Origin of the sequence: Streptomyces sp. AC512_CC834 (assembly GCF_019049325.1) — a bacterium.
Classification (GTDB): Bacteria; Actinomycetota; Actinomycetes; order Streptomycetales; family Streptomycetaceae; genus Streptomyces.
The window spans coordinates 565,483-581,643 of sequence record NZ_JAGMUO010000065.1 but is presented as its reverse complement, the minus strand read 5'-3'; the positions used below and the strand labels follow the sequence as shown (position 1 = coordinate 581,643).

Sequence of the window (16,161 nt, the reverse complement as noted above, 5' to 3'; positions counted from 1 at the left end):
TCGCCACTCCATTGCGCACTCTCAGTGAACAGCGCGTCACCTTGTCCTCAGCCTAGTGGGTCCGGGCCCCGTGCGGACCCGAACCCACCCGGCCCACGGATCCCGGCCCCGCGCAGGCCACCGGGCGGTCCGGGCCGCCCAAGGTGGAAAGAGCTTTCCGTACCCTTGACGGGCGCGTATGGGGCGACGTCAGAATCTGTTTGTTCACGATCACTTGTGAGTACTTCTGAGTTCCGATGAGGGAGATCCGTCATGACGGTCACGCGCAGATCGGTTCTGATCGCCTCCGCCGCCACGCCCGCCGCCGGGATGGTGCTCGCCACCCCCTCGGCGTCGGCCGCGGACGCGACCGGCGGCGCCGCGGGCCGCAGCTCCGTCGCCCTGCGCGACGGCTGGCGCTTCTGGCTGGTCGACCCCGACGGAGCGGCCGAGGACGCCACGGACGCCGACGACCCCGGGTACGACGACTCGGAGTGGCGCGAGGTCGCCGTCCCGCACGACTGGAGCATCGAACAGACGCCCACCACCGAGCACGGCACCACCAGCGGCACAGGTTTCCTGCCGGGCGGCCTCGGCTGGTACCGCCTCTCCTTCACCCTGCCGCCCGCGCTCGCCGGGAAGCGGATCTCGGTCGAGTTCGACGGCGTCTACATGGACTCCCGCATCCACTGCAACGGCCGGGAGGTCGGCCGCCACCCCTACGGCTACACCGGCTTCGCCCTCGACCTCACCGACCTGGTGCACACCGACGGCCGCACCGAGAACGTGCTCGCGGTGCAGGTGCGCAACCGGTTGCCGAGCAGCCGTTGGTACTCCGGCAGCGGCATCTACCGCGAAGCCCGCCTCGTCGTCACCGAACCGGTGCACGTACGGCGCTGGGGCACGTACGTCACCACGCCGCGGGTGAGCGGGAAGAGCGCCGTCGTCCGGGTGGAGACGTCCGTCGTGAACGCCTCGGGGACCGCGCGCGAGGTCGAGATCCGCTCGACGGTCAAGGACGACGACGGACGCACGGTGGCCCGCGCCGCCTCCACGGCCCACGTCGCCGCCGAGGCGGGAGAGCCGGGAGAGCCGGGAGAGCCGGGAGAGGCGAGAGCGGCGGGCGAGGCGGTCGAGGTCCACGAACTCACCGTCGTACGCCCCCGCCTGTGGGACTTCGCGTCCCCGCACCGCTACACCCTGCACACCGAACTGCGCGTCGGCGGAGAGGCCGTCGACACCTACCGCACCCCGTTCGGCATCCGCACCTTCCACGTCGACTCGGAAGACGGCTTCCGCCTCAACGGCGCGCACGCCAAGATCAAGGGCGTCGACCTGCACCACGACCTCGGCGCGCTCGGCGCCGCCGTCAGCCTCGACGCGATCCGCCGCCAGATGACCATCATGAAGTCGATGGGCGTCAACGCCTTCCGAACCTCCCACAACCCGCCCTCGCCCGAGATGACCGAGGTCTGCGAGGAGATGGGCATCATCATGCTGGTGGAGGCCTTCGACTGCTGGCGCACCGGCAAGAACCGCTACGACTACGGCCGGTTCTTCGACGAGTGGTGCGAGAAGGACGCCACCGAAATGGTGCTCGCGGCCCGCAACTCGCCCGCCGTCGTCATGTGGTCCATCGGCAACGAGGTCCCCGACTCCACCGCCACCGCCGGGCTCGCCATGGCCGACCGGATCATCGACGCCGTCCGGGCCGCCGACGACACCCGCCCGCTGGTCATCGGCTCCGACAAATACCGCCGGATGCCCGCCAAGGGCTCCGCCGCCGACCTGATGCTGGCCAAGCTGGACGGGCTCGGCCTCAACTACAACACCGCCAAGTCGGTGGACGCCCTGCACGCGGCCTACCCGCACCTGTTCCTCTTCGAGTCGGAGTCGTCGTCCGAGACGTCCACGCGTGGCACCTACCAGGAGCCGGAACACCTCAACACCGGCGAGAACCACACCCCGGGACGGCGGGCCACCTCGTCCTACGACAACAACCTCGCCTCGTGGACGATGAGCGGCGAGTACGGCCACAAGAAGGACCGGGACCGCAAGTGGTTCACCGGCCAGTTCCTCTGGTCCGGCATCGACTACATCGGGGAGCCGACGCCGTACGACGTCTTCCCGGTCAAGGCGTCCTTCTTCGGCGCCGTCGACACGGCCGGCTTCCCCAAGGACATGTACCACCTGTTCCGCAGCCAGTGGACCGACGAGCCGATGGTCCACCTGCTGCCGACGACGTGGAACCACCGCGAGGGCGACACCGTCGAGGTCTGGGCGTACACCAACGTCGACACGGTCGAGCTGTACCTGAACGGCGAGTCCCTCGGCACCCGCCGCTTCGACACCAAGAAGACCGTCGACGGCCGGACCTACCTGGAGACCACCGAGGCCACCGGCGACGACAAGACCTTCACCGACGGCCCCTACCCCGGCAGTTACACCAGCCCCAACGGCAGCGCGGGCAAGCTCCACCTCACCTGGAAGGTGCCCTTCGAGGCGGGCGAGCTGAAGGCCGTCGCCCGGCGCGGCGGCAGGGTGGTGGCCACCGACGTCCTGCGCACCGCCGGAGCGCCGCACGCCGTACGTCTCACCCCGGACCGCGAGAGCGTCGCCGCCGACGGCCGCTCCCTGGTCTTCGTGACCGCCGAGGTGACCGACCGCCATGGGGTGGTGGTGCCCGGGGCCGAGCACCTGATCTCCTTCGACGTCGCGGGCGGTTCCCTCGCCGGACTCGACAACGGCCGCCAGGAGAGCGCCGAGCGCTACCAGGCCAGTACCCGCACCGCCTTCCACGGCAAGGCGCTCGCCGTCGTCCGGTCCGGCACCCGGCCGGGGGCGGTGCGGGTGACGGCGCGCGCGGAGGGGCTGCGCACGGACACGGCGAAGGTGCGCGCCCGGCGGGTCTCGGACCGGGCGACCACACCGGCCCCGGAGTTCCGCCCCGAGCACCCGGCGCCCGTGGACCACCCGCACGCGGACGCGAGCTACTCCGGCCGGCCCGACACGCTCCCCGCCGCCATGCTGGACGGCGACCCCGCCACCGGCTGGTCCAACGGCTTCCAGAAGGCGGCCACCGCCCTGCTGCCCGCCTTCGACGGGGCGCGCGCGGAGGACTGGGTCTCGGTGGACCACGGCCGCACTCGCGCCTACGACCGGATCGAGGTCTCCTTCACCCTGGACGCCACGCACAGCCTGCCCTCGACGGTCGAAGTCGCCGTCTGGGACGGCCGGGCCTGGCACGCGACCGAGGGGGCGCGGACCGACTGGGCGACCGCCTCCGACGCGCCCACCGTGATCACCTTCGACGCGGTACGCGGCTCCCGCGTCCGCCTCATGCTGACCAGCCGTCACCCCGGCGAGGTGCGGGGCGCGATCCGCGTCAGCCGGCTGGAGGCGCCCGCCGCCTGAGCCGCTGCCTGAGCGGCTGCCTGAGCCGCCGACTGAGGCGCCGCGGGGCGGTCCGGCGGGAATCCGGACGGGAACCGGTCGGGAAACCGGTCCCGTCCGGACCGTTGACGGCATGTCATGTCTGCCACAAGCATGGCCCGCGACCGCATTTGGGAGCGCTCCCATTCCAGGGTGAGCGCCACCTCCCCCGAGGAGCCCGGACGTGAAAAGACGCAGAACCGCGCTCGTCTCCCTGACGGCCCTGCTGGCGGCGGCCGTCACCGCGCTGCCCGCCGCACCGGCCGGCGCCGAGGAGACCGAGCAGATCAGGAACGGCACCTTCGACAACGGCACCGACTCCTGGTGGACGAGCAGCAACGTCACCGCGGACGCCTCCGACGGCCGGCTGTGCGCCGACGCGCCCGGCGGCACCACCAACCGGTGGGACGCGGCCGTCGGCCAGAACGACATCAGCCTGGTCGCGGGTCAGTCGTACGAGTTCTCCTTCACCGCCACCGGTACGCCCGCCGACCACGTGGTCCGGGCGATCGTGGGCCTGTCGGTGTCGCCGTACGACACCTACTACGAGGTCAGCCCGCAGTTGAGCGTCTCCGGCGACACGTACTCCTACACCTTCACCTCGCCCGTCGACACCACCCAGGGCCAGGTCGGCTTCCAGCTCGGCGGCACGCCCGACGCCTGGCGGTTCTGCGCGGACGACGTGTCGCTGCTGGGCGGCGTGGAGCCCGAGCCGTACGTGCCGGACACCGGGCCGCGGGTCCGCGTCAACCAGGTCGCCTACCTGCCGAACGGCCCGAAGAACGCCACGCTCGTCACCGACGCGACCTCGCGCCTGCCCTGGCGGCTGAAGAACGACGCCGGCCGGGTCGTCGCCCACGGCTGGAGCGAGCCGCGCGGCGTGGACGCCTCCTCCGGGCAGAACGTCCACTCGATCGACTTCGGCCGCCTCAAGAAGCGCGGCGAGGGCTACACCCTGGTCGCCGACGGCGAGACCAGCCGCCCGTTCGACATCGGCACGGCCGCCTACGAGCGGCTGCGCACCGACGCCGCGAAGTACTACTACACCCAGCGCAGCGGCATCGCCATCAGCGGCGACCTGCGCCCCGGCTACGCCCGCCCGGCCGGACACGTGGGCGTGGCACCCAACCAGGGCGACACCGAGGTGCCCTGCCAGCCGGGCGTGTGCGACTACACCCTGGACGTCTCCGGCGGCTGGTACGACGCCGGAGACCACGGCAAGTACGTCGTCAACGGCGGCATCTCCACCTGGGAGCTGCTCAGCACCTACGAGCGCTCGCTGCACGCGCGCACGGGGGAGTCGGCCAGGCTCGGTGACGGCACGCTCGACATCCCCGAGAGCGGCAACAGGGTGCCGGACATCCTCGACGAGGCCCGCTGGGAACTGGACTTCCTGCTGAAGATGCAGGTGCCCCAGGGGCAGCCGCTGGCCGGCATGGCCCACCACAAGATCCACGACGAGCAGTGGACCGGGCTGCCCCTGCTGCCGAGCGACGACCCCCAAAAGCGCGAACTGCACCCGCCGACCACCGCGGCGACCCTGAATTTGGCGGCGACTGCCGCGCAGGCCGCCCGCCTGTACCGCCCCTACGACCGCGAGTTCGCCGGGAAGGCGCTCGACGCGGCCCGTACCGCCTGGGCGGCGGCGCTCGCCCACCCGGACCTGCTCGCCGACGAGAGCGACGGCATCGGCGGCGGCGCCTACGCCGACAGCGAGGTCGCCGACGAGTTCTACTGGGCCGCGGCCGAGCTGTACCTGACCACGGGGGAGCGGGACTTCAGGGAGTACGTGCTGAACTCCCCGGTCCACACCGCCGACATCTTCGGCCCGATCAGTTTCGACTGGGCGCGTACCGCGGCCGCCGCCCGGCTGGACCTGGCGACCGTGCCGAACCGGCTCCCCGGCCGGGACAAGGTCCGCCGCTCCGTCGTCCGGGGCGCCGACGGCTACCTGGCCACGCTGAAGGCGCATCCGTACGGCATGCCCTACGCGCCCGACAACAACCAGTACGACTGGGGCTCCAGTCACCAGGTCCTCAACAACGCCGTCGTCCTCGCCACCGCCTACGACCTCACCGGAGGCTCCAAGTACCGTGACGGCGCCGTCCAGAGCATGGACTACATCCTCGGCCGCAACGCGCTGAACATGTCGTACGTCACCGGCTACGGCGAGGTCAACGCGCACAACCAGCACAGCCGCTGGTACGCCCACCAGCTCGACCCCGCGCTGCCCGCGCCGCCCGACGGCACGTTGTCCGGCGGCCCGAACTCGAGCATCCAGGACCCCTACGCGCAGAGCAAACTCCAGGGCTGCGTCGGTCAGTTCTGCTTCATCGACGACATCCAGTCCTGGTCGACCAACGAGCACACCATCAACTGGAACGCCGCGCTGGCCAGGATGGCCTCCTTCGTCGCGGACCAGGGCTGACCCGGAGTGTCCGAGCACCGGAGTGCCTGAGCCCCTGAGCGCCTGAGCGCCTGAGTGCCGCGCCGGCCGCCGGAGAAATCCGAAAGCCGGCGCGGCCCCATGGGAGGCAATGAAATCTGACCTTCTTTCAACGGCGGCCGATGTTGCGCGGTCGCCTTGTTGACCATGAGTGGTTTGTGCGAGAGTGAAGCACCCGTGCGGGGGGTAAAGGCCGGGTCTCGCACGCGCTTTGACGGGCCGGGTCCGATTTCGCCATGGCGAATTCACGCCCTCCGCGCCCTGCCCAAAAGGTACACACCAATCCGTGGGTCCTTTTCGGCATCGGAACTTCTGAGTCACCTGCGCGTGGGAAGGAACCATCTCAGTGCCCACCCCCCACCCTCCTCGACCCGCGTACCCGCCCCCCGGCGGGGACCCCGGGGAGTCCGACGAGTTGCTGGCCGCGCGGCTCCGGGACGGCCCGGAGAGCGAGGCCGCCCAGGCCGCCGCCTTGCTGATGGCCCGCCACTGGCGGCCCGCGCACGACTACGCGACCATCTGCCTCGCCACATCGACGCAGGTCACCGCCATGGTCACGGCAGCCGCCTGGCACCGGGTGCTGGCCCGCCTCGCGCAGGGCGAGGCGGCCACCGCCCTGCGTCCGCGTCTGCTGGTGGCCGTCCGCGACACGGTCAGGCAGTGGTCCGCCGACGACTCGATATCCGATGTTCTGCCGCAGTTGCTCAAACCCGCAGGCGGGCGTGGTATGCGCGCGGCGAAGTCCCTGACTCCGGAAAACCGCACGCTGGCCGCCCGGGCATTCGCGTCCCTTCCCGGACCGGCCCGTTGTTTGCTATGGCACACGGAGGTGGAGGGCGAGTCCATAAGCGTCCCCGCCGGTCTGCTCGGCATGGATACCGACACCGCGTCGGCCACTCTCGAACAGGCGCGGGAGAAATTCCGCGAGGGTTGTCTCGATGCGCATAGGCAGCTCGCGCCGAGCCAGGACTGCCGCTTCCACGGCCGACTGCTCGACGTCCCGATCCGCCGCGGCGGCGCCCTGCTGCCGGATGTCCGCAAGCACCTGGCCGACTGCCGCCACTGTCGGCACGCGGCAGATCAACTGGGGCACTTCGAGCGGGAGTTGGGCACGCTGATCGCCGAAGCCGTGCTCGGCTGGGGCGCCCGGCGCTATCTCGACTCCCGTCCGGCGCGCGCGACGCTGGGCGCGCTGGCCAAGGGCGCCGCCCGGCACCGCGGCGGACGCCCCGGACTGCTGGCCCGGATTCCGGTGCCCGTGCGCCTGCCCGGCCGTCCGCGCTCCGGCCGGTCGGTGCTCAGACAACTGGGCGCCGCCTCGGCCGGAGTGCTGGCCATCGTGCTGGTGGTGAGCGTGTGGTCCTACGACGGCGGCGGCGCCGATCCGGCCGCCTCCACCAGCGCCGTCGACGGCGCCGGCGAGACGTCCGCGACGAGCCGTCCGAAACCGTCCGGCGCGGCCGGACTGCCCGCCTCGGCGGACCGGACGCTGCTGCGCAACGTCGCCGCGGACCTGTGCCTCGACGTCCGGGGCGAACCGAAGGCCGGGGCGGGCACCCGGCTGGCGGCGTGCTCCGGCGCGTGGACCCAGCAGTGGACCTACGAGGACGACGGGCTGCTGCGCAGCGTCGCCGACCCGGGGCTGTGTCTGGACTCGCGGGCGGACGCCGGAGTCGTCATTCTCGGTACCTGCGCCGACGAGGGCACCGAGCGGGGCGACGACGTGCGCTACGACCTGACCGGCCGGGGGGTACTGGTACCGCGCGGACAGCGCCAGCTCGTGCTCGCCGCCACCACCGGCGCCCCGGACGCCGACATCGTCGTCAAGGTGCACGACGGGTCCGAGGCCCAGCGCTGGCGGACCGACCCGGTGCCGACGGCGGAGGGCTCCCTGTCGATCGCCCGCACCGACGCCCCGGACGCGCGGGCGGTGGAGCTGTCGGGCGGCTGAGGGAGCCGGTCCGCCGTCGGCGGCGGCCTCATCGGCGCGGGGCGGTGCACCACCGGCCGCTCACGCCGGGTCCTCACGCCGGGTCCTCGACGAGGTCCGCGGGCCCCGGCGTGGCCGGTGAGGCGTGCCCGGACAGGGCCAGGGTGAGGTCGAGTTCGGCGAGCAGGCAGCGGATCACGTGCTCGACGCCCGCCTGTCCGTCCAGGCCCAGTCCATAGACGTAGGGACGGCCCAGGAGCACCGCACGCGCGCCGAGCGCGAGGGCCTTGAAGACGTCGTCGCCGGTGCGGACGCCGCTGTCGAACAGCACGGTGAGCCGGTCGCCGACCGCGTCCACCACGCGCGGCAGCGCGTCGGCCGCCGCGACGGAACCGGCCACCTGACGGCCGCCGTGGTTGGAGACGACCACGCCGTCCATCCCGGCGTCGGCCGCGAGCCGGGCGTCGTCCGGGTGCAGGACGCCCTTGAGGACGATCGGACCGTCCCAGTTCTCCCGCAGGAACGCCAGATCCGGCCAGGATTTGCCGGGATCGGAGAACATGCCGACGAAGTGCATCACCGCCGCGTCCGGGTCCTCGTGCACCGGCTTGGCCAGACCGGCCCGGAACGCCGGGTCCGAGAAGTAGTTCGCGGTGCCCACCCCGTGCAGGAACGGCAGGTACGCCTGGTCGAGATCGCGCGGGCGCCAGGACAGCAGCGGCGTGTCCAGCGTGACGAACAGCGCGCTGTACCCGGCGACCCCGGCGCGGTCCAGGAAGCTGCGCGCCACCTCGCGGTCCTTCGGCCAGTAAAGCTGGAACCAGCGCTCGGCGTCGCCCATCGCCTCGGCGACCTGCTCCATCGGCGTACTGGAGGCGGAGGAGAGGATGTACGGCACGCCCTGCGCGGCGGCGGCCCGCGCGGCGGCCGGCTCCGCGTCCGGATGCATGATCGACAGCACCCCCACCGGCGCCAGCGCCAGCGGGGCGGGCAGCGGGCGGCCCAGCACCTCGACCGAGAGGTCGCGTTCGTGCACGTCCCGCAGCATGCGCGGGACGATCCGGCGCCGGTCCAGAGCCGCCCGGTTGGCGCGGGCGGTGCTGCCGTCACCCGCGCTGCCCGCGACGTACCCGACCGGACCGGGGCCCAGCCGATGCTCCGTCAACTCCTCCAGCCGGGTCAGGTCGGTGGGCAGCCGCGGCACCGCGCCCGTCATGCCGTTCAGGTAGATCTCGTACTGGAAGTCCGCCCAGTGCTTCGGCATCCCACGTCCGCCTCTCGTCGTCGAGCTCGCGCCGCCAGCACCATACTCGCGGGTATGCCGTGGTGGGCCACCAGGGTGGACGGGCCTGTTTCAGGGGTGTTTCAGGCCTATTGGCGAACGGGTGGATCACGCCATCCGGCCAGTTCGGGTCTCAATAACCGATCAAGAACCGCCCCGTTCCGGACTTGGAACGTTCGAATTCCGTGACTTCGCGCCACTGATTCAATACGCAATGTTACCGAAAGTCGTGGGGTCGAGATGAGTTTCGACGGCGGACTCGGCAGACTCGCGCTCGCCGTTCCGGCACCGACCGAGCCGGGCCGGCATCAACACCCTCGAAAGAGCGGAAGGATGCACACAATGCGGAACACCGCGCGCTGGGCAGCGACTCTGGGCCTGACGGCCACCGCCGTCTGCGGGCCCCTCGCCGGGGCCTCCCTCGCCTCCCCGGCCACCGCCCCCGCGTCGCTCTACGCCCCCTCGGCCCTGGTGCTGACCGTGGGGCACGGAGAGAGCGCTGCCACCGCCACACCTCTGCGCGCGGTCACCCTGACCTGCGCCCCGACGGCCTCGGGAACCCACCCCGCGGCCGACGCGGCCTGCGCCGAACTGCGCGGGGTGGGCGGCGACTTCGACGCCCTGACCGCCGAGGACGGGGTGGTGTGCACCCGGGAGTACGCCCCCGTCGTCGTCACCGTCGACGGGGTCTGGCAGGGCCGGCGCCTCTCCTACGAACGCACCTTCGCCAACGAGTGCGTGAAGAACGCGGGCAGCGCGAGCGTCTTCACGTTCTGAGGGACCGGGACCGTTCGGCCCGTGCGGTGTGACCGGCGGCTCGTTACTGGGGAGTGCGAGCGCCGCCATACGGGTCCCGCGGTCCCGCACCGGGGACGGCGGACGGAGTGGGGCCGTCCGCCGTCCTCCCGGACCAGGGAGCAGGGGAGCAGAGGAGCAGGGCGCAGGGGTCAGTCGTTCGCGGCCGGTTCGTCACCGGCTCCAGCTCCGGGCGACCGGGCGCGGTGGCTGGTGTCGCACCAGGGGTAGCGCCGGCTGCGGCGGCACGTGCACAGCGCGACCCGGAAGCGGTCGCAGGTCACCGTCGTCCCGTCCTCCAGCTCCACCTCCACCGGCCCCTCCACCAGCAGCGGCCCCCGACGCTGGACCTTGATCCGGCGCGGAGCCCCGGACGGGCGGGAGGCGTCGGACGGGCGGGGGGAGCCGGACGGGCCGGGGGAGTCAGACGGGGAGTTCGGCACGGACGACCACCAGTTCCTCCTCATATTCGGCCAGGGACAGCAGCCCGCGCTGCCGCAGCCAGTGCTCCCGGCCGCGCACCACGGGACCGAACGCGATCCGCCGCCGCCGGGTCACCGCGGCCTTCAGACCCGCCTCGCGCAGCAGCCCTACGGTCCGCCCGGGGTCGCTGAGCGCCGACTGCACGAGCAGCAGCACCCCGCCGGGGCGCAGCAGATCGGGCACCTCCCGGCAGATCCGGTCCAGGACCGTGCGGCCGTCGTGGCCAGCGTCCCAGGCCCGCGCCGCACCACGCGGCCGACGGCCACCGGCCGGCGCCGGCACATACGGCGGATTGGCCAGCACCAGGTCGAACGACTGACCGCGTACGGGCGTGAACAGGTTGCCGTGCCGGACGCGGATCCGCAGCCCGGCCCGGGCGGCGTTGAGCCGCGCGGCGCACACGGCACGCCACGACACGTCCACCGCGGTCACCCGGCCGCCCCGCCGCGCCGCCGCCAGGGCGAGCGCGCCCGTGCCGGTCCCCACGTCGAGCACGGTCGCCCCAGGCCGGAGCGACTCGTCGGACAGCGCCCCGACCAGCAGGGCGGTGTCCTCCTGAGGGGCGTAGACGCCCGGTAGCACCATGCAACTCACGGAACCCACGTACCCCGTCCGTCACGAAATATGAGAAATTTCGGAATCGCCGCGGGGCGTCGGGGCGACCGGCAGCGGTACGCGCAGGGACGACCGTCCCGCCCGCCAGTCGGCGAGCAGCCGGGCTCCGAAGCGGTCCTCGAGGTGCCCGGTGGCGTCGATGCCGAAGGCGACGTCTGCCGCGAGCCACGGTTCCTGCTCCAGCAGGCCGTCGATCACCTCGTGCCGCACGATCTGCTCGTGCACCGCGTCGGCCTCGACATGCTCGTCGTAGAAGTGTTCGGCGGCCGGCCCGGCGCCGGTGCGGCGCATCGCCTCGGCGAGCCGCCGGGAACCGGGCGGCGAGGTGATCTCCACCGCCGCGAAATGCCCCACCAGGGCGCCGCGCAGGGACCTGTGCAGGCCGAACAGGGACATCATGTTCACCGTCGCGAGGCACTCGGCGCAGGCCGCGTCGAGATGGCGCCCGTACGTCGTGTCCAGGCCCAGATCCGCCATCAGGCCGGCGTACAGCCGGGCGTGCACCCGCTCGGCACGGCCGCCGCCGTACTCGTCGAACTCGACCGCGGCCATCGCCGCCTTCGGGCGCCCCCACAGCCGCGGCAGCACCCAGGCGTGCGGGTCGGCCTCCTTGAGGTGGTAGAGGGAGCGCTGGGCCGCGTACTCCCGCAGTTGCCACAACTCACCCTCGTCCCGCAGGAAGTGGCTGACGCCCTCGCCGTGGACGGGTTCGACGAGCAGCGCCCCGACCGCGTCCGCCACGCTCTCGTGCACCCGGGTGTCGGCCCGCAACGCGGACAGGAAACGGTCCTCCAGCGCCGCCCGGGTGCGCAGCAGTTCCGGGTCCCACTCGAGGCCGGGGGACACGCCCGCGAAGCCCCGGTAGTGCAGCTCGTAGCACTGGTACAGGGCGAGCTGCAGGTCGTCGCCGTACACCGGCGCGGCGGCCACCGCCCGGGGGCCGGGCAGCGGGCCCGTCCCGAGCAGATGAGCGCCGACGGCCGCGGAGAGCGGGCCCCGGGCCGTCGGCGGCTGCGGTCCTTCGCGGTCGTACCGCATGCGCCGCGAGTACCCGGTCACCACCGTGGCACCCCCACCCGCGGGCAGTGGCGCGTTATTTCTCGCCCTCCTCGGACTCCGCGTCCCGGGGCCTGGCCTCCTGGATCTCGCGCAGCACCTCCTCGGCGGCGGTCTCGGGCTGCTGGTGGTCGCGGTCGCCTTTGTGGGCCACGAACGTCTCCTTCCACTCGTTCAGGCTCCCCGGTCAGTTCGACGTGGACGCCAGGCGCAGGGGCAACGGAGCCGGGGCCACGGCCTCGTCGCTGCGGCGGACGACCTCGGCCCACCAGGACGGGCCGTCCTCGATGTGACGCAGCAGGACACCTTCGCGGATCGCCCACGGACACAGCGCGACCGATTCGAGTCCGGTCAGTTTCATCGCGGTGTGCCCGACCACGGCGCCGGCCAGGCTCTGTGCCGAACGCGGTGCGGAGATGCCGGGCAGCCGGGCCCGCTCGGCGGCGGACAGGGCGGCCAGTCGGCCGACCGCGTCCCCCAGGTCCGAGCAGAGCATCCGCCGCTCCATGAAGGGCCCGTGCCGCCCGGGCGGGGCGCCGCACAGCCGACCCAACTGCTGGAAGGTCCGCGAGGTGGCCACCGCGGTGCGCGGCCCCTCCCAGCGGATCCGCGCCGCGGCGTCCCGTAGCTGGTGGCGGACCTTGCGGCGCAACGCCCTGAGCTGGTCCGGCGGCGCCGGGTCCTGGCCGCCCGCGAGGAACTCGTGGGTCAGCCGGGCCGCCCCCAGCGGCAGCGAGGCCACGAAGCCCGGCAGCCGGCCGCGCCCGAACGCCACCTCGAGCGAGCCGCCGCCTATGTCGAGCAGGGCGAGCGGTCCCGCCCGCCAGCCCATCCAGCGCCGGGCTCCCAGGAACGTCAGCTCCGCCTCCTCCTCGCCCGGCAGAGTGCACAGCGGCACGCCGGTGCGGGCGTGGACGGTGCGCAGCACCTCCCGGCGGTTCGGCGCGGCGCGCACCACGGCGGTGGCGAAGGCCAGCGGTCCCGACGCCCCCCACCGGTCCGCGGTCCTGCTCGCGTCGGCGACCGCCGTCACGAGCCGGTCCACGGCCTCCTGGGGGACCGGGCCCCCCGGCTTGACCTGCTCCGAAAGCCGCAGCCGCCACTTCGCGGTGTGCACCGGCAGCGGGACCCCGCCCTCCGCGTCCGCCACCATGAGCCGGACCGTGTTCGACCCCACATCCACCACGCTGATACGCATGAAGGCGCAGGTACCCATTTACGCACCGGTCCAACGGAATCCGGGGCGGTACGGCCGGAAACCCGACGCCCTCGCACAGGTACCCGCACCCGTACGGCACCCGCACCCGCACCCGCACCCGTCAGGCGAGCTGCCGCCGCACCAGCTCGTGCAGCCGGCCGCCCGTGTCCGCCAGCAGATCGGCGGGCGGCCCCTGCTGGGCGACCCTGCCGTCCTCCATCACGATCACGCGGTCGGCGTCGAGCACCGTGGACAGGCGGTGCGCGATCACGATCCGGCTCGCCCGGAGCGCCTTGGTGGACTCGATCACCGTGCGCTGCGTCTCGTTGTCCAGGGCGCTGGTCGCCTCGTCGAAGAAGAGGACGCGCGGACGGCGGATCAGCGCCTGCGCGATCATCAGCCGCTGCCGCTGGCCCCCGGAGACCGCCCCGCTGCCCGACACGATGGTGTGCAGGCCCATCGGCATCCGCTTGATGTCCTCCGCGAGCCCCGCCATCCAGGCCGCCGCCATCACCTCCTCCGGCGTGTACGGCTCGGTGCCGCAGATGACGTCCATGATCGAGCCGTTGAACGGCTGCGCGTGCTGGAGCACCACCCCGCACTGCCGGCGCACCGCCGACTGGTCGAGCGCGGCCAGGTCCTGGCCGTCGTACAGGACACTGCCCGACAGCGGCCGGTCGAAGCCGATGAGCAGCCGCAGCAGGGTCGACTTGCCGCAGCCGCTGGGACCGACGACCGCCACGAACTCGCCCGGCCGCACCTCGAAGGACACGTCGTCCAGGACCAGCGGCCCGTCGTCGGTGTACCGGAACGACAGCCGCCGCGCCTCGATCGCGCCGGTCAGCGGCCCCGGCCTGGTGCTCGCCGTGCGCACCTCGGGCGTGGCGTCAAGCACCGGCCTGATCTCCTCGAACAGCGGCAGCGCCGCCACTCCCGACACGAACGCGCCGGTGAGCTGGGTGACCGAGGTCAGCAGCATCGTCACCGAGGCGTTGAAGGTGAGGAACTCCGCCGCCGACATCGAACCGCGCGCCGGACCGGCGAGCAGCATGAACATCAGCAGCGTGCACAGCGGCAGGTACACCGCGCCGAGCACCGAGTTCAGGTTCTTGACGTGCCCCGCCCGCTGCTGGAGCTCACGGCTGCGCGCGAACTGCCCCGCCCAGGCGGCGTACGCGTAGTTCTCGGCCGCCGCGACCCGCAGCTTGGGCAGTCCGCGCAGGGTCTGGAAGGCCTGGTTGTTCAGCTTGTTGGTGAGCTTGACCAGCCGCCGCTGCCAGCGCACCTGCCACAGCCCGAGCCCCAGGAAGACACCGGCGACGACCACCAGCATGCCGATCGCCGCGAGTGCCATCGGCACGCTGTACCAGAGCAGCAGCCCCAGGTTCATCGCGCCCACGGTCACCGACTGCGCGACCGTAGGGCCGACGCCCGCCAGCAGTCTGCGGATCGCGCTGATGCCCATGGCCGCGCTCGCCAGCTCGCCGGTGGAACGCTCGGTGAAGAACTTCGTCGGCAGCCGCAGCAGCCGGTCCCACACGGCCGGCTGGAGGGTCGCCTCGATCCGGCCCTCGAGGCGCAGGATGGTGAGGTTCTGCAGCAGCATGAAGGCCGCCGCGACGACGCTGCTCAGCATCACCGCGAGACACACCTGCGCGATCAGCCCGGTCTGCGCCTTCGGCACGAACTCGCCGAGCACCTTGCCCGTCGCGATCGGCACCAGCGCGCCGATCGCCACCGTCACCAGACCGGCGAGCAGCAGACCGGTCAGATCCCCGCGCGTCCCGGCCAGGCAGAACCGCAGCAGCCGCAGCGGACCGAGCCGCCGCTCGGGCAGCGGCCGGTAGAACATCACCGCGCGCGGCTCGAACTCCCCGGCGTTCGCCTTCTCCACCGGAGTCTCACGACCGGTCGCCGGATGCACGGCCACATAGCCGCCGCGTCGCCACAGCAGTGCCACCGGCGCCCCCGACAGGGTCCGGTGCCCGACCAGCGGTCCGACGTCGTCCCGCCACCAGCGGTCGTCCAGCCGCACGGAGCGGGTGCGCACGCGCGAGGCGACGGCGATGCGCTCCACCGGGTCGAGCCGGTCGCTCTCGGTGCCGTTCTGGGCGGGCTCGGCGAGCGGGATCCCGGCGGCGCGGGCGACCAGCCGGCACGCCGCGTACGTGGCGTCGGCGTCGGCGGCCGTGGTGCGCCGCGCCGACCGCTTGCCGATGGAGGCCAGCAGCGTCCGGTCGGCCTGGGCGCGCACCGCCTCACCGGCCTTGATGCCGGCCGCGGTACGCGTCTCGTGGGTGCGCTCCAGTTGCTCGATCCAGCGGTCCAGGGTCGTCAGCAGCCGGTACTGCTGGTCGACCATGCTCTGCCACAGCGCCGGGTCCATCAGCAGATCGGCGGCCGCCTCCTGGCCGTACACCGCCCCGTACTGCACGCTGCCCGGCGGTACCTGCATCCAGAAGACGTCGTCGTCGGTGGGCGCCGCGGCCCGCTCCGAGGCCATCGGCGCCTGGAACAGGACGGTCAGGCCGCGGCCCACGCCGAGGGCGAGGGCGTACTCCAGCGGGCTCGTCGTCGGCGGCACGTACTGCGGGTTGCCGTACGCGTCGTACGACCACGTCTGGGTGCTCGCCGGCTGGTGCAGCTCGCGCAGGGCGATGCGGTGCACCACGCAGTCCCTGAGCGGGCGCGCGACCAGCGTGTGCCGGGGTCCCGCGACCGGCCCGAGCAGTACCGAGCCCGCCTCCAGACGGCCCAGGTGATGCCAGTGGCCCTGTTCCCCGGCGTCGACGGCGAACAGGTCGACCGCGCCGGACGCCACCAGCCACAGCACCTGCGGGCCCTCCAGGTCGACGCGGCCGAACCCGGCGCAGTCGACGCGGGTGCCCAGCGAGCCGAGCGCCCCGAGGACGAGGTCGCCCTGTCCTTCGTGCACTGCCGTCATC

10 protein-coding genes are annotated in these 16,161 nt (G+C 72.7%); 4 read left to right on the top strand and 6 right to left on the bottom strand.

The genetic code is table 11. The features are described from left to right. The first annotated feature begins 252 nt into the window (after window positions 1-252). From KUM40_RS24780 to KUM40_RS24770, 3 genes are all read left to right on the top strand, one after another. Window positions 253-3,393, top strand: a complete 3,141-nt coding sequence (locus KUM40_RS24780; protein WP_217168306.1) for a glycoside hydrolase family 2 TIM barrel-domain containing protein — start codon at window positions 253-255, stop codon at window positions 3,391-3,393. Between the two features lie 202 nt (window positions 3,394-3,595). Continuing rightward, complete coding sequence (locus KUM40_RS24775) at window positions 3,596-5,839, top strand: glycoside hydrolase family 9 protein (RefSeq protein WP_217168305.1); 2,244 nt, start codon at window positions 3,596-3,598, stop codon at window positions 5,837-5,839. A 364-nt stretch (window positions 5,840-6,203) separates the two neighbouring features. Then, complete coding sequence (locus tag KUM40_RS24770) at window positions 6,204-7,808, top strand: RICIN domain-containing protein (RefSeq protein ID WP_217168304.1); 1,605 nt, start codon at window positions 6,204-6,206, stop codon at window positions 7,806-7,808. A 73-nt stretch (window positions 7,809-7,881) separates the two neighbouring features. On the opposite strand, the gene KUM40_RS24765 is transcribed toward KUM40_RS24770, so the two are convergent. Beyond that, window positions 7,882-9,051 (bottom strand): lactate 2-monooxygenase, encoded by a 1,170-nt coding sequence (locus KUM40_RS24765; RefSeq protein WP_217168303.1) that lies wholly within the window; start codon window positions 9,049-9,051, stop codon window positions 7,882-7,884. Between the two features lie 360 nt (window positions 9,052-9,411). On the opposite strand from KUM40_RS24765, the gene KUM40_RS24760 reads away from it, so the two are divergent. Next, window positions 9,412-9,846 (top strand): protease inhibitor, encoded by a 435-nt coding sequence (locus KUM40_RS24760; protein ID WP_217168302.1) that lies wholly within the window; start codon window positions 9,412-9,414, stop codon window positions 9,844-9,846. Window positions 9,847-10,016: 170 nt separating this feature from the next. On the opposite strand, the gene KUM40_RS41645 is transcribed toward KUM40_RS24760, so the two are convergent. The 5 genes from KUM40_RS41645 to KUM40_RS24735 form a co-directional block, all read right to left on the bottom strand. Continuing rightward, window positions 10,017-10,307, bottom strand: a complete 291-nt coding sequence (locus KUM40_RS41645) for a CDGSH iron-sulfur domain-containing protein (RefSeq protein ID WP_308401225.1) — start codon at window positions 10,305-10,307, stop codon at window positions 10,017-10,019. Continuing rightward, a complete protein-coding gene (locus KUM40_RS24750) occupies window positions 10,288-10,932 on the bottom strand; it encodes a HemK2/MTQ2 family protein methyltransferase (protein ID WP_217168301.1) in 645 nt (214 codons plus the stop codon). The genes KUM40_RS41645 and KUM40_RS24750 overlap by 20 nt, the downstream gene beginning before the upstream one ends. A gap of 30 nt (window positions 10,933-10,962) precedes the next feature. Then, complete coding sequence (locus KUM40_RS24745) at window positions 10,963-12,000, bottom strand: iron-containing redox enzyme family protein (RefSeq protein ID WP_217168590.1); 1,038 nt, start codon at window positions 11,998-12,000, stop codon at window positions 10,963-10,965. 205 nt (window positions 12,001-12,205) lie between these two features. Next, window positions 12,206-13,216: a Ppx/GppA family phosphatase gene (locus KUM40_RS24740; RefSeq protein WP_217168300.1), complete on the bottom strand. Its 1,011-nt coding sequence runs from the start codon at window positions 13,214-13,216 to the stop codon at window positions 12,206-12,208. A 121-nt stretch (window positions 13,217-13,337) separates the two neighbouring features. After that, entirely contained in the window at window positions 13,338-16,160 is a 2,823-nt protein-coding gene (locus tag KUM40_RS24735; RefSeq protein WP_217168299.1) for an NHLP bacteriocin export ABC transporter permease/ATPase subunit, read from the bottom strand. Window position 16,161 lies beyond the last annotated feature (1 nt).

Coding starts and splice junctions, on each gene's coding strand:
- KUM40_RS24780 (WP_217168306.1), top strand. CDS start 253: ATGACGGTCACGCGCAGATCGGTTCTGATCGCCTCCGCCGCCACGCCC.
- KUM40_RS24765 (WP_217168303.1), bottom strand. CDS start 9,051: ATGCCGAAGCACTGGGCGGACTTCCAGTACGAGATCTACCTGAACGGC.
- KUM40_RS24760 (WP_217168302.1), top strand. CDS start 9,412: ATGCGGAACACCGCGCGCTGGGCAGCGACTCTGGGCCTGACGGCCACC.
- KUM40_RS24750 (WP_217168301.1), bottom strand. CDS start 10,932: ATGGTGCTACCGGGCGTCTACGCCCCTCAGGAGGACACCGCCCTGCTG.
- KUM40_RS24745 (WP_217168590.1), bottom strand. CDS start 12,000: ATGCGGTACGACCGCGAAGGACCGCAGCCGCCGACGGCCCGGGGCCCG.
- KUM40_RS24740 (WP_217168300.1), bottom strand. CDS start 13,216: ATGCGTATCAGCGTGGTGGATGTGGGGTCGAACACGGTCCGGCTCATG.
- KUM40_RS24735 (WP_217168299.1), bottom strand. CDS start 16,160: ATGACGGCAGTGCACGAAGGACAGGGCGACCTCGTCCTCGGGGCGCTC.